The organism is Collinsella aerofaciens, assembly GCF_041537385.1.
Lineage (GTDB): Bacteria > Actinomycetota > Coriobacteriia > Coriobacteriales > Coriobacteriaceae > Collinsella > Collinsella aerofaciens_BV.
In genome coordinates this window covers 1-24,033 of sequence record NZ_JBGORS010000004.1, presented here as the reverse complement: position 1 = coordinate 24,033, position 24,033 = coordinate 1, and the positions used below count along the sequence as shown (strand labels likewise).

General features: G+C 59.9%; 21 protein-coding genes and 1 tRNA gene. 17 read left to right on the top strand and 5 right to left on the bottom strand.

Features of this window, described 5'->3' with window-relative positions; genetic code table 11:
* Window positions 1-155: 155 nt before the first annotated feature.
* Window positions 156-1,499: a homoserine dehydrogenase gene (locus ACEG18_RS06630; RefSeq protein ID WP_195644399.1), complete on the bottom strand. Its 1,344-nt coding sequence runs from the start codon at window positions 1,497-1,499 to the stop codon at window positions 156-158.
* Between the two features lie 250 nt (window positions 1,500-1,749).
* Between ACEG18_RS06630 and ACEG18_RS06625 the strand changes: the two genes are divergently transcribed.
* From ACEG18_RS06625 to ACEG18_RS06600, 6 genes are all read left to right on the top strand, one after another.
* Window positions 1,750-2,916, top strand: a complete 1,167-nt coding sequence (locus ACEG18_RS06625) for an ABC transporter substrate-binding protein (protein ID WP_372541862.1) — start codon at window positions 1,750-1,752, stop codon at window positions 2,914-2,916.
* A gap of 271 nt (window positions 2,917-3,187) precedes the next feature.
* Window positions 3,188-4,375, top strand: coding sequence for an ABC transporter substrate-binding protein (locus ACEG18_RS06620; protein WP_372541860.1), 1,188 nt, complete (start codon window positions 3,188-3,190; stop codon window positions 4,373-4,375).
* 139 nt (window positions 4,376-4,514) lie between these two features.
* A complete protein-coding gene (locus ACEG18_RS06615; protein WP_372541858.1) occupies window positions 4,515-5,396 on the top strand; it encodes a branched-chain amino acid ABC transporter permease in 882 nt (293 codons plus the stop codon).
* A 9-nt stretch (window positions 5,397-5,405) separates the two neighbouring features.
* A complete protein-coding gene (locus tag ACEG18_RS06610) occupies window positions 5,406-6,485 on the top strand; it encodes a branched-chain amino acid ABC transporter permease (protein WP_372541856.1) in 1,080 nt (359 codons plus the stop codon).
* Entirely contained in the window at window positions 6,475-7,335 is an 861-nt protein-coding gene (locus ACEG18_RS06605; RefSeq protein WP_372541855.1) for an ABC transporter ATP-binding protein, read from the top strand. Before ACEG18_RS06610 ends, ACEG18_RS06605 begins: the two co-directional genes overlap by 11 nt.
* Entirely contained in the window at window positions 7,336-8,049 is a 714-nt protein-coding gene (locus tag ACEG18_RS06600) for an ABC transporter ATP-binding protein (RefSeq protein ID WP_006234438.1), read from the top strand.
* A 511-nt stretch (window positions 8,050-8,560) separates the two neighbouring features.
* On the opposite strand, the gene ACEG18_RS06595 is transcribed toward ACEG18_RS06600, so the two are convergent.
* From ACEG18_RS06595 to ACEG18_RS06585, 3 genes are read right to left on the bottom strand one after another with little or no spacing between them, the layout of a single operon-like run.
* Complete coding sequence (locus ACEG18_RS06595; RefSeq protein ID WP_089573305.1) at window positions 8,561-8,824, bottom strand: hypothetical protein; 264 nt, start codon at window positions 8,822-8,824, stop codon at window positions 8,561-8,563.
* Window positions 8,825-8,838: 14 nt separating this feature from the next.
* Window positions 8,839-9,471 carry a DUF1700 domain-containing protein gene (locus ACEG18_RS06590; RefSeq protein ID WP_117655177.1) on the bottom strand — a complete coding sequence of 211 codons (633 nt, stop codon included), beginning with the start codon at window positions 9,469-9,471 and terminating at the stop codon, window positions 8,839-8,841.
* Window positions 9,458-9,778, bottom strand: coding sequence for a PadR family transcriptional regulator (locus ACEG18_RS06585; RefSeq protein ID WP_187362357.1), 321 nt, complete (start codon window positions 9,776-9,778; stop codon window positions 9,458-9,460). Before ACEG18_RS06585 ends, ACEG18_RS06590 begins: the two co-directional genes overlap by 14 nt.
* A 284-nt stretch (window positions 9,779-10,062) precedes the next feature.
* On the opposite strand from ACEG18_RS06585, the gene ACEG18_RS06580 reads away from it, so the two are divergent.
* Both ACEG18_RS06580 and ACEG18_RS06575 read left to right on the top strand, forming a co-directional pair.
* The gene (locus ACEG18_RS06580; RefSeq protein ID WP_089573303.1) at window positions 10,063-10,740 is read left to right on the top strand and encodes a copper homeostasis protein CutC; all 678 of its coding nucleotides are present in this window, start codon (window positions 10,063-10,065) and stop codon (window positions 10,738-10,740) included.
* A 3-nt stretch (window positions 10,741-10,743) separates the two neighbouring features.
* The gene (locus ACEG18_RS06575) at window positions 10,744-11,541 is read left to right on the top strand and encodes a DUF4931 domain-containing protein (protein ID WP_089573302.1); all 798 of its coding nucleotides are present in this window, start codon (window positions 10,744-10,746) and stop codon (window positions 11,539-11,541) included.
* A gap of 30 nt (window positions 11,542-11,571) precedes the next feature.
* Here the strand turns inward: ACEG18_RS06575 and ACEG18_RS06570 are convergent, their stop codons facing one another.
* Complete coding sequence (locus ACEG18_RS06570; protein WP_089573301.1) at window positions 11,572-12,570, bottom strand: bile acid:sodium symporter family protein; 999 nt, start codon at window positions 12,568-12,570, stop codon at window positions 11,572-11,574.
* Between the two features lie 276 nt (window positions 12,571-12,846).
* Here ACEG18_RS06570 and recJ point away from each other — a divergent pair, with 276 nt between their 5' ends.
* The 9 genes from recJ to rplT all read left to right on the top strand — a co-directional run bounded on the left by recJ (window position 12,847) and on the right by rplT (window position 23,780).
* Window positions 12,847-16,134, top strand: a complete 3,288-nt coding sequence (recJ, locus tag ACEG18_RS06565; protein WP_372541852.1) for a single-stranded-DNA-specific exonuclease RecJ — start codon at window positions 12,847-12,849, stop codon at window positions 16,132-16,134.
* A 15-nt stretch (window positions 16,135-16,149) separates the two neighbouring features.
* Complete coding sequence (locus ACEG18_RS06560; protein ID WP_089573299.1) at window positions 16,150-18,510, top strand: RelA/SpoT family protein; 2,361 nt, start codon at window positions 16,150-16,152, stop codon at window positions 18,508-18,510.
* Window positions 18,511-18,594: 84 nt separating this feature from the next.
* Window positions 18,595-19,278, top strand: coding sequence for an MBL fold metallo-hydrolase (locus ACEG18_RS06555; protein ID WP_372541850.1), 684 nt, complete (start codon window positions 18,595-18,597; stop codon window positions 19,276-19,278).
* A 194-nt stretch (window positions 19,279-19,472) separates the two neighbouring features.
* Window positions 19,473-20,339: a class II fructose-1,6-bisphosphate aldolase gene (fba, locus tag ACEG18_RS06550; protein WP_035137086.1), complete on the top strand. Its 867-nt coding sequence runs from the start codon at window positions 19,473-19,475 to the stop codon at window positions 20,337-20,339.
* A 251-nt stretch (window positions 20,340-20,590) separates the two neighbouring features.
* On the top strand, window positions 20,591-22,024 hold the full coding sequence (locus tag ACEG18_RS06545) for a transglutaminase-like domain-containing protein (RefSeq protein WP_372541848.1): 1,434 nt from the start codon (window positions 20,591-20,593) through the stop codon (window positions 22,022-22,024).
* Window positions 22,025-22,063: 39 nt separating this feature from the next.
* Window positions 22,064-22,150 (top strand) — tRNA-Leu (locus ACEG18_RS06540).
* A gap of 431 nt (window positions 22,151-22,581) precedes the next feature.
* Window positions 22,582-23,151 carry a translation initiation factor IF-3 gene (gene infC, locus ACEG18_RS06535; RefSeq protein WP_089573296.1) on the top strand — a complete coding sequence of 190 codons (570 nt, stop codon included), beginning with the start codon at window positions 22,582-22,584 and terminating at the stop codon, window positions 23,149-23,151.
* A gap of 32 nt (window positions 23,152-23,183) precedes the next feature.
* Window positions 23,184-23,375, top strand: coding sequence for a 50S ribosomal protein L35 (rpmI, locus tag ACEG18_RS06530; RefSeq protein WP_006234422.1), 192 nt, complete (start codon window positions 23,184-23,186; stop codon window positions 23,373-23,375).
* A 45-nt stretch (window positions 23,376-23,420) separates the two neighbouring features.
* The gene (gene rplT / locus ACEG18_RS06525; RefSeq protein WP_006234421.1) at window positions 23,421-23,780 is read left to right on the top strand and encodes a 50S ribosomal protein L20; all 360 of its coding nucleotides are present in this window, start codon (window positions 23,421-23,423) and stop codon (window positions 23,778-23,780) included.
* Window positions 23,781-24,033: the final 253 nt, after the last annotated feature.

Sequence of the window (24,033 nt, the reverse complement as noted above, 5' to 3'; positions counted from 1 at the left end):
TTTCCGCGAGAGGCCCGTTGCGGAAAGCGCATCCCATTCTGAGTCGGAATTATGGGACGCAGTTTCCCTTACAAACAGAACAAGGCGCGCTGCCTGCGGTTGATGCAGGCAGCGCGCCTTTTGCGTTGAGCTCCGTTGAGGTTCGAAGTAGTGGACTAGTTGGCCATAACGCCTTCGGTCCAGGCCTCGACGTCCTCGATACGCAGGACGTTGGCGACCTCGGCCACGCAGTCGACGCTGGCAAGCTCGGCGGCGGCAGCCTGGACGTCCTTCTCGAGCGCGCGGTGCGTCAGGAAGATGACCGAGCAGGCATCGCTGACGCCCGACTTGCCGTCCTCGACCTGGTTGATGAGCGAGATCGAGATGTTGTGCTTGGCAAAGATGTCGACCGTCTCGGACAGGGCGCCCACGCGGTCGGCGACCTTCAGACGCACATAGTACTTGGTCTGGAGCTCGTCCATGGGCTTAAAAGTGAGGTTGTGGCCATAGGGCTCAATCTCGGGCAGCGGAGCCACGCCACGGCTGATCTGCTCGGAGAGCGACAGGATATCGCCCACGACGGCGCTCGCGGTGGGGAAGGAGCCTGCGCCCGCGCCGTAGAACATGGTCTCGCCCACGGCGTCGCCTACCACGTAGACGGCGTTCATGGCACCGTTGACCTTGGCAAGCATATGGTCTGCCGGGATGAGCGTGGGATGCACGCGAACATCGACGCCGGCGTCGGTGTTGCGGGCGATGCCGAGCAGCTTAATGGTGTAGCCGAGCTCGCGGGCCTGGGCGATGTCCTCGGCGCCGATGGTGCGGATACCCTGCTGGTACACATCATCGGTGGTAACGCGGGTGCCAAAGCCGATGGAGGCGAGGATGGCCGTCTTGCTGGCGGCGTCGAAGCCGTCGACGTCTGCGGACGGGTCGGCCTCGGCATAGCCCTTGGCCTGCGCGTCGGCAAGCACGTCAGCGTAATCGGCGCCCTCGGCGTCCATGCGCGACAGGATATAGTTGGTGGTGCCGTTGAGGATGCCGGCGATGGTCAGGATCTTGTTACCCACCAGGTCGTGCTCGAGCGTGCTGACGATGGGGATGCCGCCACCGCAGCTGGCCTCGCACTTAATCTGCACGCCGCACTCACGCGCCTTCTCGGCGAGCGTCTCGACATGACGGCCCAGCAGGGCCTTGTTGGCAGAGACGACGTGCTTGCCGTTCTCGAAGGCGGTGGTGAAGATTTCGGTCGCGGGGTGCTCGCCGCCGATGAGCTCGACGACGATATCGACGGCGGGGTCGGTGACGACGTCGTGCCAGTCGCTCGTAAAGGCCTCGCGCTCAATACCGGCGGCTTCGGCCTGCTCCCAGGCAAGCGCGCAGGCGCGGGTCAGCTTAAGGTCGATGCCGTAGGCGGCCAGGTACTCATCGTGGTGGCTCTTGATCAGACGGGCCACGCCGCCGCCGACGGTTCCCAGACCGATGAGGCCGACGTTCACGGTGCGCAGGGGTTCGCTCATAGATAGCTCCTTCGTGCATCTTATGGATGGATTAACCGCTTAAAGGTTGAGTGCATTCTAGCGTGAAGTGCGGGCGCGTGCTTGCCTGGCAGCGGGAGCAGCACAAAACGCCACCCCCGAAACGCTGCGGAAACATTGGAAACACGCTCGCTACAAACGAACTTCCGTAACAAACTGTCAACGTTTGCACCATAAGGTTTGCCCTGTACCGCAAGACGGCCGCACCGCGGCCAGCGAAAAGGGGGACACCATGTTTAGCGTCAACAACGTACTTAACCGCAGGAGTTTCTTGGCTTGCGCCGCGGTGCTCGGTAGCACCGCGGCACTCGCTGGTTGCTCGTCGGGCGGCTCGGACGGCGGCTCCGCCGATGATGGCAAGACCTTCAAGATCGGTGTCATCGGCCCTCTGACCGGCGCCGCGGCAACCTATGGCGTTTCGGCCGAGAAGGGTGCCAAGCTCGCCGCCAAGGATTTTTCGACCAAGGACCTCAAACTCTCGCTTAAGTCCGAGGATGACGTCGCTGACGGCGAGAAGGCCATCAACGCCTTCAATACCTTGTGCGACTGGGGCATGCAGGCGCTCGTCGGCCCCGTCACCACCGGTGCCGCCGTCGCCGTCTCGGGCGAGATCGCCGACGATATGCTCATGGTCACGCCTTCGGCCTCGTCGCTCGACGTTACCAAGGACAAGACCACGGTTTTCCAGGTTTGCTTCACCGATCCCACCATGGGCGCCAGCGCCGCGAAGTTCTTGGCCGAGAAGTACGCGGATGCCAAGATCGCCCTGTTCTACAACTCCGGCGATACGTATAGCTCGGGCGTTGCCGACGCTTTTGCCGAGCAGGCCAAGGCGTCCAAGCTCGACATCGTCGATACCGAGACCTTTAAGGACGACTCTTCCACGAGCTTTACCAACCAGCTCACCAAGGCCAAGGAGGCCGGCGCCACGCTCATCTTTGCGCCGATCTACTACACGCCGGCGTCCGTTTTGCTCAAGAACGCCAAGGACATGGGCTACGACATGACGCTCATGGGTACCGACGGCATGGACGGCCTGCTCTCTGTGGAAGGCTTCGATACCTCTCTTGCCGAGGGCGTACTGCTCATGACCCCGTTCTCTGCCGACGATGAGAAGAATGCCGACTTCGTCAAGGCCTATAAGGATGCCTACGACGAGACGCCCAACCAGTTTGCCGCCGACGCTTACGATTGCGTCCACGCCATCGCCGAGGCTATCGATAGGGCGGGGATTGACATTTCGGCCGACGGTGCCGACATTGCCGGCGACCTTGCCAAGGCCATGCGCAAGATCAAGATCGAGGGCCTGACAGGCGAGCTGACGTGGAATGACGAGGGCCAGGTCGAAAAGCCCGCCACAGCCTATGTGATCCAGGGCGGCAAGTACATCGCCGCCTAAGTGCGCATAAAGCGCGACCAGTGAGGCCGTTTTATTCAGGGCAGGGACGCCTGTAACAGAACGGAAACATTACTTTCACACAATAAAGTGGCATTACTGCATAAAGTAATAGAAATACGCAGAATTATGGATAAATGAACAAATCCAAAGAAAAGTTGAAATAATCGCCACTTTCCTTAACTAAAGCGTCTAGTATTTTGCGAACGCCGAACACGGCGAAGGATGGCCTGTCGGGTAACCGAAACCCGACGAGATTTGAGAGGAGAGCCGCATGTCGAGCCTCACCGGTAAGTCATTGAACCCTGTTATGAATCGCAGGAGCGTTATCGCGAGCGCAGCAGGTCTGGGGGCGATGTCCATTCTAGCTGGTTGCTCCTCCAACGGCGGCGACAGCGGTTCCGCTTCGAGCGACGCTTCGTTTAAAGTTGGCACCATCGGCCCGCTGACCGGCGCCAACGCGTCTTACGGCAAGTCCGTTACCCAGGGTGTCGAGCTTGGCTGCAAGGATTTCTCGACCAAGGAGCTGCCGCTTGCCAGCAAGGCCGAGGATGACCAGGCCGATGGCGAGAAGGCCGTCAACGCCTTCAACACCCTGCTCGACTGGGGCATGCAGGCCCTCGTCGGCCCGACCACCACGGGTGCGTCGGTTGCCGTTGCCGCCGAGTGTGGTAACGACCCCAAGACGTTCATGATCACCCCGTCCGCGTCCTCCGAGGACGTCACCGACGGCAAGGATTGCGTCTTCCAGGTTTGCTTCACCGACCCCAACCAGGGTGTCAACGCTGCCAAGTTCCTGGCGCAGAAGTATGCGGACGAGAAGTTCGTGCTGTTCTATAACTCCGGCGACGCCTATTCTTCGGGCATCGCGGATTCCTTTAAGGCCCAGGCCGCTGAGTCCAAGCTCGAGGTTGTTGACGAGGAGACCTTTAAGGACGACTCCGCCACGAGCTTTACCAACCAGCTGACCAAGGCCAAGCAGGCCGGCGCCACCATGATCTTTGCGCCGATTTACTACACGCCGGCGTCCGTCCTGCTCAAGAACGCCAAGGATATGGGCTACGACGTCAAGATGATGGGCTGCGACGGCATGGACGGCATCTTGGGCGTTGAGGGCTTCGACACCTCTCTTGCCGAGGGCCTGCTGCTCATGACCCCGTTCTCCGCCGACGACGAGAAGAACGCCGACTTCGTCAACGCTTACAAGGATAAGTACGGCGATACTCCCGACCAGTTTGCCGCCGACGCCTACGATGGCGTGCACGCGGTGGCCGAGGCCCTCAAGGAGGCCGGTCTTGGTGTCGACGCCGACCCGACCGAGGTCGCCGAGAAGCTGCCCAAGGCTATGCTCAAGATTACTGTTGACGGTCTGACCGGCAAGCTCACCTGGAACGATAAGGGCCAGGTCCAGAAGGAGCCCACGGCGTACGTCATCACCGACGGCAAGTACGTACAGGCCTAATAGGCCGCCTTACATAGAGCGGTTTTGATCCCAAGCAGGGGAGGTTTTGGCCTTCCCTGCTTGCTTGGTATCTAGGGACGATGTAACGTCCCTGTTTCATACATCAACTGGAAACCTATTCGAAAGGGGGATGTGGAACATGACGGTCTTTATCCAATACCTGGTCAACGGCCTGTCCATGGGCAGCGTCTACGCCATCATCGCGTTGGGCTACACCATGGTCTACGGTATCGCCAAGATGCTCAACTTCGCTCACGGCGACGTCATCATGGTCGGTGCCTATGTTTCGTTCTGCGCCACGTCGTATCTCGGCCTCCCGGGCTGGGCATCTGTAATTCTCTCTTGTGTGGTCTGTACCGTTCTTGGTGTTCTCATCGAGGGTCTGGCATACAAGCCGCTGCGTCAGGCGGGCCCGCTGGCCGTTCTGATCACGGCTATCGGCGTGTCCTACTTCCTACAGAATGCCGCACAGCTTCTGTGGGGCGCCACGCCCAAGAACTTCACTTCGCTCGTCACCTTCCCGGTGCCGGAGTTCTTGGCCAAGTTCAACGTAAGCGCCGTCTCGCTCGTCACCATCGTCGCCTGCCTGGCTATCATGGCCGGTCTGATGTTCTTTACGGGTAAGACCAAGATGGGCAAGGCCATGCGCGCCGTGTCCGAGGACAAGGCCGCCGCTCAGCTCATGGGCATCAACGTCAACCGCACCATCTCGATGACGTTTGCCATCGGCTCTGCCCTTGCCGCCATCGCCGGCGTGCTGCTGTGCTCCTACTCGCCGGTGTTGCAGCCCACGACGGGCGCCATGCCTGGCATCAAGGCCTTCGACGCTGCCGTTTTCGGCGGCATCGGCTCCATCCCCGGCGCCTTTGTCGGCGGCATTCTCATCGGCATCATCGAGGCGATGGCGCAGGCTTACATTTCCACGAGCCTTGCCAACTCTATCGTCTTTGGTGTTTTGATCATCGTCCTGCTCGTCAAGCCTGCCGGCCTCTTGGGCAAGTACGTCCCCGAGAAGGTGTAGGTGAGCGTTATGAAGTTTCTTAAAGATAAGCAGACGCGCCACGACTTTGTCACGTACGCCATGTGCATCGTGGCCTTCGCCATCGTGTTCTTTATGCAGTCCAACCATATGATCCCGCGCATGATCGCCGGCCAGTTGGTTCCCATTACGGCCTACATCGTCATGGCCATTTCCCTCAACCTCGTCGTCGGCATCGCGGGCGACCTGTCGCTGGGCCATGCGGGCTTTATGAGTGTCGGTGCCTACTCGGGCATCGTCACCGCGGTCGCCCTCGAGAGCGCCGTTCCCTCCGATCCGGTGCGCCTGATCATCAGCATCGTGGTCGGCGCTATCGCCGCTGCCATCTTGGGCTTCTTGATCGGTATCCCGGTTCTGCGCCTGAGCGGCGACTATCTGGCCATCGTGACCTTGGCTTTTGGCGAGATCATCAAAGAGATCGTCACCTGCCTTATCGTGGGCGTCGACTCCCGCGGCCTGCATGTGATCTTTAACATCACGGGTAACTCCACGATCGACGACCTGCACCTGCTCGAGGACGGCACCGCCATCATCAAGGGCGCGCAGGGCGCATCGGGCGTGTCGACCTATTCGACCTTCCTTGCCGGCGCCATCCTGGTCATGGTCGCGCTCGTGATTGTACTCAACCTGGTCCGCAGCCGTACCGGCCGTGCCATTATGGCCGTGCGCGACAACAAGATCGCTGCCGAGTCCGTGGGTATCTCCGTCACCCAGTACCGCATGATCGCCTTCGTGGTTTCCGCCGCTCTCGCCGGTGCTGCCGGAGCCCTCTTCGGCGGTAACTTCTCGCAGCTCTCCGCCACTAAGTTCGACTTCAATACGTCCATCCTCATCTTGGTGTTCGTGGTCCTGGGCGGTCTGGGCAATATGCGCGGCTCCGTCATCGCGGCGGCGTTGCTCACGGTGCTTCCCGAGCTGCTCCGTCAGTTCTCGGACTACCGCATGCTCATCTACGCCATCGTGCTGATCCTGGTCATGATCTTTACCAACAACCCGCAGCTCAAGGCGTTCTTCGCACGCATTAAGGATCGCTTTGCTCCCAAGAAGGAGGTGGCAGCCGATGCCCAGTAAGTTTGAGTTCAACAAGGGCAAGATGGTCCCGTATCCTTCTGGCGCCATTGTCCCCGACCGCGACCTGGGCCAGCGCCCGGCGCTCGAGTGCATCCACCTGGGCATTGAGTTTGGCGGCCTCAAGGCGGTCGACGACTTTAGCCTAACCATCGGCAAGACCGAGATCGCCGGTCTCATCGGCCCCAACGGTGCCGGCAAGACCACGGTCTTCAACCTGCTCACCAAGGTGTACCAGCCCACGCATGGTACCATCCTGCTTGACGGCGAGGACACCTCGGGCAAGTCGGTCTATCAGGTCAACCGCATGGGTATTGCCCGTACATTCCAGAACATTCGCCTGTTCAACACCATGACGGTGGAGGATAACGTCAAGGTCGGTCTGCACAATCAGGAGCGCTACTCCGGCTTTGAGGGCGTGCTGCGCCTGCCGACGTATTGGAAGCACGAGAAGGCCGCCCACGAGCGCGCCATGGAGCTGCTGTCCATTTTTGACATGGAGCACCTGGCAAATGAACAGGCCGGCTCGCTGCCTTACGGCGCTCAGCGTCGTCTGGAGATCGTCCGCGCGCTTGCCACCAACCCCAAGCTGCTGTTGCTCGACGAGCCTGCCGCCGGCATGAACCCGTCCGAGACCGCGGAGCTCATGGAGAACATTGTCAAGATCCGCGACACCTTCGGCATCGCCATCATGCTTATCGAGCATGATATGTCGCTCGTTATGAACATCTGCGAGGGCATCTGCGTGCTTAACTTTGGCCAGGTTATCGCCAAGGGTACGGCCGAGGAGATCCAGAACAACGATGCCGTTATCGAGGCATATCTGGGCAAGCAGGATAAGGGGGAGAACTAAATGGCAGAGCCGATGCTTTCCGTCTACAACATCAACGTCTGGTACGGCGCCATCCACGCCATCAAGGACATCTCCTTTAACGTTAACGAGGGCGAGATCGTGGCTCTGATCGGCGCGAACGGCGCTGGCAAGTCCACAACGCTCAAGACCGTCTCGGGCCTGCTGCGCTCCAAGACCGGCTCCATCAAGTTCATGGGCGAGGACATTACCCATACGCCCGCTGATAAGCTGGTTGGTAAGGGACTGGCTCAGGTTCCCGAGGGACGTCGCGCCTTTTTGCAGATGACGGTTGAGGAGAACCTGGAGATGGGCGCCTATACGCAGCCCAAGTCCACGGTGGCTCCGGGCCTTGAGCGCGTCTACGAGCAGTTCCCGCGCCTGAAGGAGCGCCGTCGCCAGGTCGCCGGCACCCTTTCGGGCGGCGAGCAGCAGATGCTCGTTATGGGCCGCGCCCTTATGAGTAACCCCAAGCTGCTCATGCTCGACGAGCCTTCCATGGGCCTGGCGCCGATTCTGATTGAGCAGATCTTCCAGATTGTCGAGGATCTGCATAAGGCCGGCACCACGGTGCTTCTGGTCGAGCAAAACGCACAGATGGCTCTTTCCATCGCCACACGCGGCTACGTGCTCGAGACCGGCAAGATTACCATGACCGGCACCGGCCAAGAGCTCCTGCACGACGACAACGTCCGCAAGGCTTACCTGGGCGGCTAGGGACTTCCGCCGTTCTGCCGAACGGCGGACCGGCCGACGCTGCGCGGGCGCCCTGATCGACGTGCCGAAGCTCCTCACCCTTGGGGCTATGCCGCGGTACGAGGCCAGGTGGTCATGGTCCGGGAACCTCGCGATGTCGAATGACACCGCGAGGTTCGCCGCCGTCCTCGGCGGCCTCGACCCCCGAGTGGGCGATCCCCACGCGCTAACGCCTGCAAACAAGGGGATTGCCAAGACGCCGCCGAGCACCTCCGTCATAGACGTGGAAGTGCGGCCGCGCTGAAGCACTGCGCGGTGTCTGCTCGCTTATGTGCGCATCACGAAGGAAGACCAGATCGGTGAGCGGGATTGGCCCGAAGTCGAGAGATTCCCATCAGCCTCTCGTCGGTCGATGACCGGTTCACCACGCAGGAAGAGCGTGACGGAAGGTCTCGCAAAAAGGCTCCGAGCGCGGCGTGCTCATGCCCGTCGTGGTGCGCCCGAAGGGGGGGGACGGCTGCTACGAGCTCGATCATTTGCGAGGAGAAGACGAACCAGTCGTTGCAGATCCAATATGGATCTCGCCGACCTCGGCAAGCTGCTCGATGAGTGGAAGCCCTGTCGGGTCGTCTATTTCAACACCACCCAGAATGATGGTGTCATCGCGCAGGTCGATCTGCGTGTTGAGCACAGCGAGGTTAAAGCCGGAGGCCACAAATCCGATAGCAGCCAGGACGAGCCCCGTGGCAACAAGCCCACCCGCTACGGCAAGGTAAATCCTTTTTACGCTGGACATGTTTGCACTCCTTCCTATGCCGTGAGCGGCGCCGCTTCGGCGCCCATGCGGCTCTTATTGCCTCGATCTTTCCAGAAGGGCGAAACGGCTTTCTTCGCCCAAAGGGCAGAGAGGCGCGCGATCTGCTTGGACGCCGTCCAGGCGCCGGCTCCCGTGAGGAGCGCCACACCGATGGAAGCGAATCCCATTCCCATCGAGGCCAAAACGTACGGAACATGCCCGATAATGATGCCGTCCACGGCGAACAGGAGCCCTACCAGGCCCGCGCCCCCGAATGCCGCGGCCACGATCCACACGCAGAGCGCAAGAACCCAAATACAGATGTAGACTGCAGCGGCAACGGCGACGAACGCGAGCAGCAGCGGAATCCATACCGGAGAGCCCACGATGGCGAGCGCCCATAGAAGTGCCGTGCTCTTGCGCTTGGTCCTCGCGATCGCGCGCGGCACGGCGGGCAGTTCGTCGAGCGTTGCCTCGGCGACCTCACCGGGCGTGCCCATGGCGGCCACAGCCTCGGCCTCCGTCATGCCGTCCTCCATACGGTCGGCGATGGCCTCCGCGTAGAACTCCTGCGTTTCCTTTACCTGATCTGCCGGCAGGCAGGCCAGAAGCTCGCCCAGCCGGTTCAAGAACTCATCGCGCGTCATGGTGCGCCCCCTCCACGTAACGGTAGATCTCCTGCACGGATGGCCATTCGGCGAGGAACTCGGCGATACGCTCGCGCCCGGCGTCCGTGATGCGGTAGTACCTCCGCAGCCGCCCGTTGTGCTCGGCGGAGCGCGCGGTGATGCAGCCCGCCTTCTCCAGGCGCTTGAGCAACGGATAGAGCGTGGATTCCGTGAGCCCCATACTCGCGGGCACGTCCTTCACGATCTGATAGCCGTAGGATTCCTCGCCCGAGACGGCCGCGAGCACGCAGGCCTCGAGGAAGCCGCGCTTCATCTGTGCCTCCATCCGCACACCTCCTTTCGTAGTATACTGTGTAACACCTACTATATGACACATAGTATATGATGTCAACAGTTGTCGTATAGGGAGTCCGGTCTGTCTGTCCCCTGCGGGTACTCATTGGGGACGTACTTAAATGAGTACCCATCGCTCAAGGTGGCACCTGGGGACGTTCCTTATGTGCCGGCACTTTGGGACACTCCTTGTCAAGGTTTTGTTCCATCGTGCGGGTTGCTATTTAACGTGCGACAATGCCGTGTGGAAATCGAAATGTCTCCTGGGGGCTATCTATGCTGTACGAGTTTTGTGCCGAGAACTTTGAGCGTGTGCCGGCGGCTATCGATGCCGGTGCTAAGCGCATCGAGTTGTGCGACAACCTTGCCGTCGGTGGTACCACGCCCTCGGCCGGCGTTATCAGCACTACGGTCAGCTATGCTCACGAGCATGACGCGCGAGTGATGTGCATGATTCGCCCGCGTGGCGGTGACTTTCACTACAACCAGGACGAGCTGCGCATGATGGAGATGGACTTGGGTCTTGCCGTGAGCGCCGGCGTTGACGGCCTGGTCTTTGGCTGCTGCAAGCCCTGTGCCGGCGGCTGGGCGCTCGACGAGCTCACCCTCGGCGCCCTCGTGATGGCTACGGGCTGCGCGACCGAGGAGTGCAAGCGCGGGGCCATCGATATCACCTTCCACATGGCCTTTGACCAGCTCTCGCCCGAGGCTCAGCTGGACGCCATTGACACACTCGCCGACTGCGGCATCACGCGCATCCTGACGCATGGTGGTGCTGCCGGAACGCCGATCGAGGACAACCTGGAGCACCTGTCGCGTCTTGTCGAGTATGCGGGCGACCGCCTGACCATCCTTCCCGGCGGCGGCATTTCTACGGCCAACCGCGATACCGTGGCGGCGGCATTGAGCGTCTCCGAGCTCCATGGCACCAAGATCGTGCCGCTGGAGGCGTAACCCGTGGCGCTGGTATTTGACGTTCAGCAGGCGAACGGTAAGCCCGACGACAACCGGCGCCCTGGCACCGCGTGTCCCTTTTGCGATACCGAGGAACTTGCCGATATCATCCGGCGCGATGGTGACTGCATCTGGCTCGAGAATAAGTTCAAGACCCTGCGCGCCACCCGTCAAACCGTGCTGATCGAGTCGGCCGATCACGATGCCGACCTGGTGATCTATGAGCCGGATGAACTCCACCATGTGATGCGGTTTGCCCTGGGTTGCTGGCAGCAGATGATCGATTCACAGCAGTATCGCAGCGTTCTCATGTACAAGAACAAGGGTCCGCTCTCGGGCGGTAGTCTCGTTCATCCGCACATGCAGATTGTGGGTTTGGAGCAGGAAGACGGCTACACTTCGCTGACTTCTGCCAATTTCGAAGGCATCAATGTCTGGCAACAGGGGAGAATCTCGGTCAATATCTCAACCGAACCGATCATGGGGTTCTTTGAGATCAACGTTTCAGCCCCGCAGGGAATCGCCGCCAGCGATGACGCACGAGACCAAGCCGAGGCGGATCTCTTTGCCGATGCGATCCAGGTAGCTCTGCGCTATATCCTAAACGAGCACCACGGTGGTCGCGCAGAGTCGTACAACTTGTTCTTCTATCACCTGGGCGGTCGGACCATTGCCAAGGCGCTGCCGCGTTGGGTGGTTTCGCCCTACTTTGTCGGCTATCGTTTGGCCCAAGTCAATGCCGAGACGACGCTCGATATCGATGCTGAGCGTCTGCGTGCGCATCTGGAAACGCTCGTATAGCAAGACTAACACCCGCGTAATGCGGACAGCCTAGCGCGCCATGGCGTCGCGGCCGGCTTCGACCCGCTTGCGCTGTTTGGTGCGCTCCTCGCAGGTTAGGCACTCAAAGAGATGCCCGATAATCGAGGCCAGCACCTGCTGAAACAGCGTGCCGCACATGACGGGGAACACGACCTCGCCCGGAAAGTACTGCGTGGCGATGACGGCACCCGAAGAGATGTTGCGCATGCCGCAGGTAAAGCACATGGTAGTCGTCTCGCTATATGGCAGATGCAGCGCACGTGCGACCAGAAAACCGACGACAAAGCCGCTGATGGCGAAGACCAAAATAAAGAGGGCGACTTCCAGGCGCACCGCGTTTATGTGCAGCACGTACTCGCTCATAGCGGTGGAGTTGGACGCGATGACGCCCATCATCATGAACTTGCAGGCGGGCGAGAGCACGGGAGAGAGTTTCTCGTGGCCCCAGCCGCGCGTGAGTTCATTGATGGCAATACCGAGCACAGCGGGGATGGCGATCATAAAGGCCATGTTCTGCATCATGCTCGGCACGTCGATCGAGACGGTGGCGCCCAGCAGGAGCTTGAGCGTAAGCGGAATCGTCACAGGTGAGATGACCGAGGACGTCAGGATGATGGTGAGCGCGAGCGGGCCGTTGCCGCCGAACATGCTGATCCACATAAAAGCGGTGACGGCCACGGGCACGCTGTATTCGAGCACAATGCCGCAGACAAGGTTGGGGTTGGAGCCAAAGAAGAGTGACCCCATGGCATACGCCGCGATGGGAATAAGCACCGCCGAGACGAGCAGCGCCAAGACTAGGTGCAACGGACGGCGGAACACCTCGGTTACCTGGTGAAAGGTGTTGCTGAGCGCACCCTGAAACGTCATAAAGGCAAACAAGGTGGGAACGATGGGCTTGAGTACGCCAATCTGTTGGGGAAAGAGCACGCCGAGTGCCACGCAAATCGGAACGATGACCTGCATGTGCCCCGCGAGAAACTTGCCCAGTCCAACCCATTGCTTCATATGCGCTTGTGACTCCCTTTGCCCGTGAACCCGTTTTGAATGGATATGCTAGACGCTCGCATGCGTCCGTGCGTCAGAAACGCTCGAATATTTCGAGGCTATTACCGTCATCGTTTACCGAAACCGCGGCGTGCTGCGGCGATTTGCGTCTGCTCTGCACGGTATAATAAATCCGTTCAACAGATCTGCCTGCCGAAGCGGGCATACACAGAGGACTCATCGCTATGAACCGTGAGAGGTATCGCGGCGACCTGCCCCTATCGGGGGTGGGCGCCTATGTCATCGCTTAAGACGACGCATCGCTGGGCGGTCGCTCAGCAAAACCCCGAGCTCGAAAAGGAGCTTTCGGCTGGCCTGGGCATTCCCGGGCTGGTGGCGCGTATTATGGTCGCGCACGGCATTACATCCATCGAAGAAGGTCAGCTGTTTTTGACGCCTTCGCTCGATCGCGACTGGGCCGACCCACTCATTATCCCGGGCATGTCGGTCGTTGCCGACCGCGTCGAGCGTGCTATTTGCAACCACGAGCACATTGCGGTCTTTGGCGATTTTGACGTTGACGGTATTACGTCGACCTGCCTGTTGACCGAGGCACTGCGCACGTTTGGCGCCGATGTCACGCCGTTTATTCCGCATCGCTTTGACGAGGGCTACGGTCTTTCGCGCGCGGCGCTCGACCGCGTTAACGAGCTCGCTCGCCCTCAGCTGATCGTGACCGTCGATAACGGTATTGCCGCCAAGGAAGAAGTCTCCTATCTGGAGAGCCTGGGGATCGATTTGGTGGTCACGGACCATCACGAGCCCTCCGACCAGGTGCCGCAGGGCGTGCCCCTGACCGACCCCAAGCTCGAGGACGAGGGCCCCTCGCGCGAGCTTGCCGGTGCCGGCGTGGCACTCAAGCTGGTGCAGGTCCTGGGCGAGCGTTTGGGCAAGCCGTCGTATTGGCGTTCGCTGATCGAGGTCGCGGCGCTGGGCACCGTGTCCGACATGATGCCGCTCACGCCCGAGAATCGCGCACTGGTCGCCGAGGGCATCCAGCAGATGCGCGTGACGGCCCGTCCCGGCTATATCGCGCTTGCCGCACTTGCCAAGGCCGACCTTTCTACCATTACGGCCGACGGCCTGTCGTTTTCGCTCATCCCTCGTCTGAATGCTGCCGGCCGCATGGCTGATCCCAAGCTGGCGCTCGACCTGCTGCTTGCCCGTGATCCTATCGAAGCAAGTGCACTGGCAGCCGAGCTCGAGGAAATCAATCGCCAACGCCGTGAGATCGAGGCGGAGCTCACGCGCGATGCCATGGCGAAGGTCGAGGAGACTTATGACGGCGGGCGCGCAATCGTCGTGGGCGGCGAGGGCTGGCACGAGGGCGTCAAAGGCATCGTGGCGAGCCGCTTGACCAATCGCTATCACGTGCCGGCGCTGCTGTTCTCGATCGAGGACGGTATCGCGCGCGGCTCTGGTCGCTCGGTGGGCAAAGTTAACCTGTTTGACGCCGTCGAGCGTTGTTCCGACCTGCTGATTCGTCGCGGCGGACATGCCGGTGCGGTGGGTGTGACCATCGAGGCATCCAAGCTCGATGAGTTCCGCCGCCGCCTTTCCGCCGTGCTATCGGAGCTTTCCGCCGAGGACTTTGAAGACACCGACGAGGTCGCCGCCACCGTCGACCTTTCCGAGCTGAATATCGAGACCATCGAGCAGATCTCCCGTCTTGAGCCGTTTGGCCAGGGCAACAAGGTGCCGCTGCTGGCTGCCGAGGGCGTGACGATGTGCGACCGCGCCGTGGTGGGCAAAACCGGCGAGCACATGCGCTTTGTGGCGACCGATGGCGCCGCGAGTGTGCCGGCCATTATGTTCCGCGTGCCGCAAATCGATAAGCTCATCAACTGCGATAGCGCTGTCGACTTGGTGTTCGAGGCCGTTGCCGAGCATTGGCAGGGGCGTGTGAAGCCCAAGCTCATGATCAAGGATGTTCTGGTTCGCGATACCACGCTGCCCAGCGTCGATGATCCGGCATGCGAGCTTCGTCGTGGCGTGCAGCCGGCGGATTCCGGCCTGCGCCTGGAGTCGCGTAAGCGCGAGACGCTCGCCCAGCTTTCCTATACCGAGCTCACGCGCTCGCTTATCCATAGCTTTATCGGATCGAACCAGCCGCACCGCGCGCAGGTTGAGGCGCTCGATGCCTTGGCCGACCACCAGAGCGTCTTGGCCGTTATGGGAACGGGCCGCGGCAAGTCTCTCATCTTCCATGTACATGCTGCGCGCGAGGCTGTCCTTCGCGGACGTGCGAGCATCTTTGTCTATCCGCTGCGCGCGCTTGTTGCCGACCAGGCCTATCACCTCTCGTCGACGATGGCAGCGCTTGGCATTGGCGTTGGCGTGCTGACCGGCGAGACCGTGGAGGCCGCACGCGATGATGTGTTCGCCGGCCTAGCTTCGGGCCGCACCGGTATCGTGCTCACGACGCCCGAGTTCCTATCTATCCACCGTGACCGCTTCGCGCGTTCGGGCCGCATCGGCTTTGTCGTTATCGATGAGGCGCACCACGCCGGCCTTGCCAAGGGCGGCGACCGCAGCGCCTATCTCGACATGCCCGATATCCTCAAAGCCCTGGGCGACCCGGTTGTTATGGCTGCGACGGCCACCGCGACGGCTCCGGTCGTGGCCGAGCTTGCCCGCATGCTGCCGATTACTCGCACGGTGGTCGACGAGACGGTGCGCGAGAACCTGCAGCTCGAGGACGACCGCGACCTTGCGAGCCGCGAGAACCGTTTGGTGTCGATCGTGGCGACGGGGGAGAAGACCGTCATTTACGTCAATTCGCGCGACCAGTCCGTGGCGCTCGCCAAGACGTTGCGCAAGCGTGTGCCCGATTGCGCAACCCATATCGCGTTCTATAACGCGGGGCTTGCGCGCTCCGATCGCCGCCGCGTGGAGGAAGCATTCCGAGACGGAAGCCTCAGCTGCATCGTCTCGACCTCTGCCTTTGGCGAGGGTGTCAATCTGCCCGATATCCGCCATGTCGTGCTGTACCACATGCCGTTTGGCGCCATTGAGTTCAACCAGATGAGCGGGCGTGCCGGTCGTGACGGACAGCCCGCCGTGATCCACCTGCTCTATTCGTCGCGCGACGCCCGCATCAACGAGCGCCTGCTCGACTGCTACGCACCCGAGCGCGACGAACTCGTCACACTCTATCGTGCGTTGCAGACCATGTGGCGCTCCAACCGCGGTAAGACCGGGGATGATTCATTCTGCGCAAGCGATATCGACATCGCGCAGATGTGCCTTGCCATCGATGCTCGCACGCCGGTCGACGAGCGCTCGGTGGAAAGTGGCCTGGGAATCTTCGAAGAGCTTGGTTTCTGTCGCGTTTCGGGGTTTGACGACACCCGTCGCATCGCGATGGCCGAAAACCCCGGCCGTGTGCAATTGAGCAGGTCAATTCGCTATTTGGAGGGCTTGCGCTCGCGCATGGAGTTCTCGGCTTTCCGGAGTTGGGCGCTCGATTCGTGCGCTTCTGATATGCTAGCCAAAGTTAACCGCCCGATCGTACCGCGGGCCTAGGGGAAGGGGACCTCGATGGATGCCGCAGCCCGTACCGCCCATGATTCCACCCTCCAGCCGTTCTCGGAGATGGAGCACTATAAGCATGCCGATGAGCTGCCGCCCGAGATTATGGCGGACAGCTACGACAAACTGGAGCGCCTGTGCCTCAAATATATGAATGAGGACGACTTTTCTAAGGTGGAGCAGGCCTATTGCTTTGCTGCCGAGAAGCACTGCAACCAAAAGCGCCGCTCGGGTGAGATGTACATCAACCATCCCGTCGAGGTGGCCATCATTTTGGCCGATCTCAAGATGGACTGTGACGTGGTGTGCGCCGCGCTGCTGCACGATACCGTCGAGGATACCGAGACCTCGCTTGCCGATGTTTCCGGCCTGTTTGGCGATACGGTGGCCGAGCTCGTCGATGGCGTGACCAAGCTCACCAACATCGAAGTCGACAGCATGGACGAGAAGCAGGCCCTCACGCTGCGCAAGATGTTCCTCGCCATGTCCAAGGACATCCGCGTCATTATCGTTAAGCTTGCCGATCGTCTGCACAACATGCGCACCCTTGCCGCTCTGCGTGAGGACCGTCGCCTGTTTAAGGCTCGCGAGACCATGGACGTGTACGCGCCCCTGGCCGACCGTCTGGGCATGAGCTCCATTAAATGGGAGCTCGAGGACCTGTCCTTCTTCTACCTGGAGCCCGATGCCTACCAGCGCATCGCACGCATGGTGGCGGAGTCGCGCGAGGTCCGTGAGCGCTATCTGGCCGAGACCATCAAGACGCTCACCGACGAGCTCAACCGTATTGGCCTGGAAGACTTCCAGATCAACGGCCGTTCCAAGCACTATTGGTCCATCTACCAAAAGATGAAGCGCAAGGGCAAGGAATTCTCCGAGATCTACGACCTGGTGGCACTGCGCGTCATCACGCATTCGGTGCGCGATTGCTACTCCACGCTCGGCGCGGTGCACACGCTGTGGCACCCCATGCCCGGCCGCTTTAAAGACTATATCGCCATGCCCAAGGTCAATAACTACCAGTCGCTCCACACGACGGTCATCGGCCCCACGGCTCGCCCGCTCGAGATTCAGATTCGAACCTACGAGATGCATGAGCAGGCCGAGTACGGCATTGCCGCCCACTGGCTATATAAGAAGTCGGGCGGATCGTCTGCCTCCAAGACCAACGATGCGCAGCGTCTGGACGACCAGATTAACTGGCTCAAACATTCGCTCGATTGGGCTGCGTCTGATGAGATTACCGACGCCAAGGAATACCTGCATTCGCTGAAGGTCGACCTCTTCGATCAGGAGATCTTTGTCTTTACGCCCAAGGGCGAGGTCATGGCGCTTCGTGCCGGCTCCACGCCGCTCGACTTTGCCTACGCCGTTCACACCGAGGTGGGAAACCATTGCGTCGGCGCCAAAATCAACGGTGCGGTGGCTCCGCTCACGCACGAGATTAAGACGGGTGACCGTGTCGAGATTCTGACTAACAAGAGTTCCAAGCCGTCGCGTGATTGGCTCAAGATCGTTAAGACACCTTCCGCCAAGTCAAAGATCCGCCGCTATTTTGCCGCTGCGACCAAGGACGACGACGCTGCTGCTGGTCGCGATATGCTGGCCAAGGACCTGCGTAAGCGTGGCTATGGCATTTCTACGCCGCGTTCGACGCGTGCGCTCAACGCCGTGGCGGAGCAGTTTAACTTCAAGCAGCTCGAGGACCTGTTTGCCGCCGTCGGCGCCGGCAAGGTTGCCCCGCGCGCTGTGGGCAATAAGGTCGAGCAAATCTTGGACCCCAAGCCCGAGGAACAGCTCACCAAGGCCGAGGCTATCGCCGAGGTCGTGAAGCAGCCTGCTCGCGGCTCCAACCGCAAGCCGCAAAAGCGCGGCAAGAGCGCCAGTAACGGCATTATCGTCAAGGGCGAGAGCAACAGCGGCCTACTGGTCCGTCTGGCTCATTGCTGCAACCCCGTGACGGGCGACGACATCGTCGGCTTCATCACGCGCGGTCGTGGCGTTTCGGTGCATCGCGCCAACTGTCCCAACGTCAAGGGTCTTATGGAGCATCCCGAGCGCATGATCGAAGTGGAGTGGGACGGCGCTGCCGACACCCTCTTCCAGGTCGAGATCGTGGTCGAGTGCCTGGACCGCATGGGCCTTCTCAAGGATGTCACCATTGCCATTGGCGATGCGGGCGGCAATATCCTTTCTGCCGCCACGTCGACCAACCGCGAGGGTATTGCAACCCTGCGCTTTATGGTCGAGATCTCGGACGCGAGTGGTCTGGATCCGCTGCTGGCCTCCATCAGCAGCGTTGACTCGGTCTACGACGCGCGCCGCCTGATGCCCGGTGAGGGTGGAGCCCAGCTTAAGCGCCGCGTTTAGTCACGACGAACGTGCCACATTATCGATATTCGCTACACTCGAGGCATCGTTTGATGCCTCGAGTTCTATAGAGAGGAGAGGGACATGAGTGCTGTGTCCTTGGATTTAACTCCCAAGGGATCGGTCGAGATCGAGACGCTCGTAAACGGTCCCATTCAGACCAATAGCTATGCTGTTATTTCGGACAATGAGTGCGTGATTATCGACCCCGCATGGGAAGGAGAGCGCTTGATGGAGCATATCCGAGCCGAGCATCCCGGCGTACGCGTGTTTGGCGCCGTATGCACTCATGGCCATGCCGATCATGTTGGTGGTGTTGCAGGCGTGCGAACCACCGTTGGCGAGGGCTGCCAGTATGAGCTGTGTGCTAAGGATGTGGCGGTGCCGCATGCGAACATCGAGGAACAGCGAGCTATGTGGGGCATTGAGACGCCTGACCCCGGGGAGCCGACTCGCCTGCTCGCCGAGGGAGATGCTATCGAGGTGGGCGATATCTACCTGCAGGTGATCGAGGCGCCAGGGCATACGCCGGGCGGGATCGTCTTGTTTGCTGCCACCGAGCAGGGGAACATTGCCTTTGTGGGCGACACCCTGTTTCCGGGTGGGCACGGCCGCACCGATCTTTCTGGAGGAGACGAGGCGGCAATTCTGCGCTCGCTCTCCAAACTCGCACGGCTTCTCCCGCCCGATACCGTTTGCCTAACCGGCCATGGCGATTCGACCACCATGGCACGCGAGCTCATGCAGAACCCTTTCATGCAGATTTAGCTTAATAGTCGGCTTTTGAAGCACGAGAAGTGCCCAAACGTCAAGCTATTTTTCCCTAACGGGTCGATTCCGTAGGGCAAACGGTCAAAAAAGTCTGTTTGGACGATATTCGTGAACAAACGAACGTTTATGCTCGGGTGCGCCGTGGTAAAATCTCAGGCGTTATCGGAGCAACCTTACAGGAGGTTTCTTTTATGCTCGTCAACGCAGCAGACATGCTCAAGAAGGCCGAGGCCGGCAAGTACGGTCTTGGTGCCTTCAACACCAACAACCTCGAGTGGACCCTGGCTATTCTCCAGGCCGCCGAGGAGGCCAAGTCTCCGCTGATCCTTCAGTGCACCGCTGGTGCCGCTAAGTGGATGGGCGGTTTCAAGGTCTGCGCCGACATGGTCAAGGCTGCCGTCGAGGCCACGGGCGTTACCGTTCCCGTCGCCCTTCACCTCGATCACGGTTCTTACGAGGACTGCTTTAAGTGCATCGAGGCCGGCTTCACGTCCATCATGTATGACGGCTCTCACGAGGAGACCTTCCAGCTTAACCTCGACCGCACCAAGGAGCTCGTTGAGCTTGCCCACTCCAAGGGCATGTCCATCGAGGCCGAGGTCGGCGGCATCGGCGGCACCGAGGACGGCGTGACCTCCAGCGGCGAGCTCGCTGATCCTGCTGAGTGCAAGCAGATCGCTGACCTGGGCGTCGACTTCCTCGCCTGCGGCATCGGCAACATCCATGGCGTGTACCCCGCCGACTGGGCTGGCCTTTCCTTCGAGCGCCTGGGCGAGATCAAGGCCCAGACCGGCGACCTGCCCCTCGTCCTGCACGGTGGCACCGGCATCCCCGAGGATCAGATCAAGAAGGCCATCTCCCTGGGCATCTCCAAGATCAACGTCAACACCGACCTGCAGCTCGTCTTCGCCAAGGGCGTCCGCGAGTACATCGAGGCTGGCAAGGATCAGCAGGGCAAGGGCTTTGACCCCCGCAAGCTCCTCAAGCCTGGTCGCGACAACATCGTCGCCCGCACCAAGGAGCTCATGGAGGAGTTTGGCTCCGTCAACAAGGCGTAAGCGTCGCTAAACTTCCCGCCGGAAGCCCCGTCCCCCTACACTGTTTCCTTTGCGCTCACCTGGCTTTGCCAGAAGTCGCGCCAAGAAAACAGCTCCGGGGGACGGGGCTTCCTTCGTTTAACGCCGCAGGGTTACGAGGCTGAATTATTTATTTGACTACCGTTCAGCGGTGTTGATGGCTCCCTTGTTGGGGCTTTCTTTTTATCTCGCTACAATGGGCTTCAAGCGTTCTAGTGACTTGGAGTTTTGGTATGGCTGTTATTAATGTGCTGCCTTCGGATGGGAAGGTTATTGACGAGGGTCCTGTTGGTTGCTCTGTTGATGTTTGCTGTGATGACTTTCGTCATCTCGATGTTGGACTGCCGCCCGAGATTCTTCGTCTTAAGGATGCGGGGTATTTGACGCAGGCTGTTGCTGCCTGCGATCGCCTTTTGGAGCGGAACCCCGAGCCTTCGCTGGCTGCTTGTGTTCGTGCCGAGCGGTATCGCATGCTCGAGACGCCGCTTCATTTTTCGGTGTCGCGCGACCAGGCTATTGCGATGATTCGCGTGGAGTGGCCAGAGTTTACCGAAGAGCAGTTTGATGACCTGATTAATCGTAAGCGTATTGACTGGCGCTTTATCGATGGCGAACTGTTCGTTCTCGACAACTTCCTCGATTCGCTTCGCGTATATCCCAAAGAGGTTCCCGGCATGCGGCCCGATTCTACGGACGGAATAGCACTGCGCAACGAGATGCTCAAGGAGATGGAGTCACAAAACGGATTGGCTCGCGTCATTACGCTTAAAGCGTCCGTGTCTGTCCCCGGCGCTCTAGATGGAGAGACTGTTCGCGCGTGGCTACCCGTTGCCGCCGCCTGTCGTCAACAGTCTCATATCGAGGTTCTCGATATGACGCCGGAGGGTGCTGTTGCCCCCGCGAATGCTTCGGCGCGTACCGCCTCGTGGTCTTCCTCGAGCGAGCACTTATTTTCGGTGACCTATCGTTATCACATCGATGCTGCTTATTGTGATGTCTACGGTGGCACACTTCCGGTTCACCCGCGTATGGACGCGCCTCTGCCCGAGGATATGTCCGAGGACCGTCCGCACATTGCATTCACGCCGTATCTACAGCAGCTGACAGCCTGTGTCATTGACGGGCTCGAGGATCCACTCGATCGCGCCCGTGCTATCTATGATTACCTGACGCAGCATATCGACTATCGCTATCAGCCGCCGTACTTGCTTTTGGGATCTATTGCCGATGACTGCGCGCATTCGCTCCGCGGCGATTGCGGCGTTATGGCGCTCACGTTTATCACCATGTGCCGTATCGCGGGCGTGCCTGCCCGTTGGCAGAGCGGCCTGTATGTTGCGCCCGATTCGGTGGGGTCGCACGACTGGGCAGAGTTCTATACGCCGCAGACCGGTTGGCTCAACGCCGACGTGTCATTTGGATCTTCTGCTCGCAGGATGGGGGAGGAGTGGCGCCGCCGTCACTACTTTGGCAATCTCGACCCGTGGCGTATGGTGGCCAACAATCGATTCCAGGCAGAGTTTGAGCCCTCTTTCGACGGCATGCGCGAGGACCCTTACGATAACCAGATGGGTGAGGCTTCGGTTGACGGTCGCGGATGCCGTCGGCGCGAGATGCTCCGCACGGTCGAACTCATCGAAATGCTCGAAGTTCCATTTTCGGACTAATCGGTAGAAAGCTGTGATAAACTAACTCACGCATTGCGTGCCCGAGTGGCGGAATTGGCAGACGCAGTGGACTCAAAATCCACCGTTGGCAACAACGTGCGAGTTCGAGTCTCGCCTCGGGCACCATACATGCAAGTGAGCGTTCAAGGGGGTCAAGGCCCCCTTTTTCGTGCCGAACTCGCGTGAGCGCGCGGAGCGTTAAGCAAACAGGCCTGTGGCCTGTTTGTAGCGGAGCGTGGCGAGGGCGCCACGCGCCCGAAGCCCGGGACTTCGCGAAGCGAAGGCCCTTCGAGTCTCGCCTCGGGCACCATTCATGCAAGCGAGCGTTCAAGGGGGTTGCGGCCCCTTTTTCGTGTACGTAATGTGATAACGTGCTGTACGTGTTATTATTCGCAAGGCGTTGTTCCCGCAATGCCCTAAAGAGGAACCTGAGGGTTCCCACCTTTTGGCGCCAATGAGCAGCTGACTGGTCATACAACTTAGATTCCCTTCCTCAAATCGAGGAAGTCTATGTGTACGACCTGGTTGCTGAGAAGCGCCGGGTTATTTTTTTATGAATGGAGGTAGGGAAAATAGCTAAGTCTGATGACACCCGCATCAACGACGAGATCACTGCATCTTCGTGTCGTTTGATTGGCGTCGATGGCTCTCAGCTCGGCCTGTTCGCCATCCGCGATGCCCAGCGCGTCGCCGACGATCAGGGTCTCGACCTAGTCGAGATCGCTCCCAACGCGGAGCCGCCGGTCTGCAAGGTCATGGACTACGGTAAGTTCAAGTACCAGCAGGCCATGAAGGCCAAGGCTGCTCGTAAGAACCAGTCCAAGGTCGAGGTCAAGGAAATGAAGTTCCGACCCAAGATCGACGTTGGCGACTACGAGACCAAGAAGGGTCACGTTCTGCGCTTCCTCAAGAAGGGCGCACGCGTTAAGATCACCATCATGTTCCGCGGCCGTGAGATGGCTCACCCGGAGCAGGGCCTTAACGTTCTCGAGCGTCTCGCCGAGGATCTCAAGCCTTACGCTACGGTCGAGTCCAAGCCTAAGATGGAAGGCCGTAACATGCTTATGCTGCTCGCCCCGATTAAGGGCGCCTTCGATGAGGATAAAGCGGCAAGCGATAGCAAGTAACTAGTGTTCTGTAACCGATTAAGGAGTATTTCATGCCTAAGATGAAGTCCCACAGCGGCACCAAGAAGCGTTTCCGCAAGACTGGTACCGGCAAGCTTATGCGCGCCAAGGCTTTCAAGAGCCACATCCTGAGCAAGAAGTCCACCAAGCGTAAGCGTGGCTTCCGTCAGGAGACCGAGATCGCCGCTGCCGACCGCAAGGTCATCAAGTCGCGTCTCGCCTAAGTTCGCGTTCCCGTTTTCGTTTTACCATCTAGGAGTTGATAGAACATGGCACGTATTAAGCGCGCTGTTGCCGCCAAGAAGAAGCGCCGTACCGTTATGCACCGTGCGAAGGGTTACTACGGTGCCGCTTCGCGTACTTACAAGCATGCTAAAGAGCAGGTCCAGCACTCCCTGCAGTATCAGTATCGTGATCGCCGCAACAAGAAGCGCGAGATTCGTTCTCTCTGGATCACTCGTATCAACGCTGCTGCTCGCCTGAACGATATTTCTTACTCTCAGTTCATGCACGGCCTGAAGGTTGCCGGCATCGAGCTCGACCGCAAGGTCCTGGCTCAGATGGCTTACGAGGACATCGAGTCCTTCAACGAGCTGGCTACCATCGCCAAGAAGGCTCTCGAAGCCTAATAGATTCTCTTGAATCGCTAGGGGAGTGTCGCGTTGTGCGCGGCGCTCCCTCTTTTTATCTGAAGCGCGGTTTACATTGCTAAAAGCGCGGGTAGATAGACACTTACAGGTGACCGATCTCTATATATTCCTGAACCAAAGGGTCATCATCTGATACGTGCGGAAGATCCGCACCAGTCTTTCTATTAGCTATAGAAAGCGATATGTTGTGTAGGACTTGTGAAGAGTGGAATTGACGTCCCACAAGGCTTCG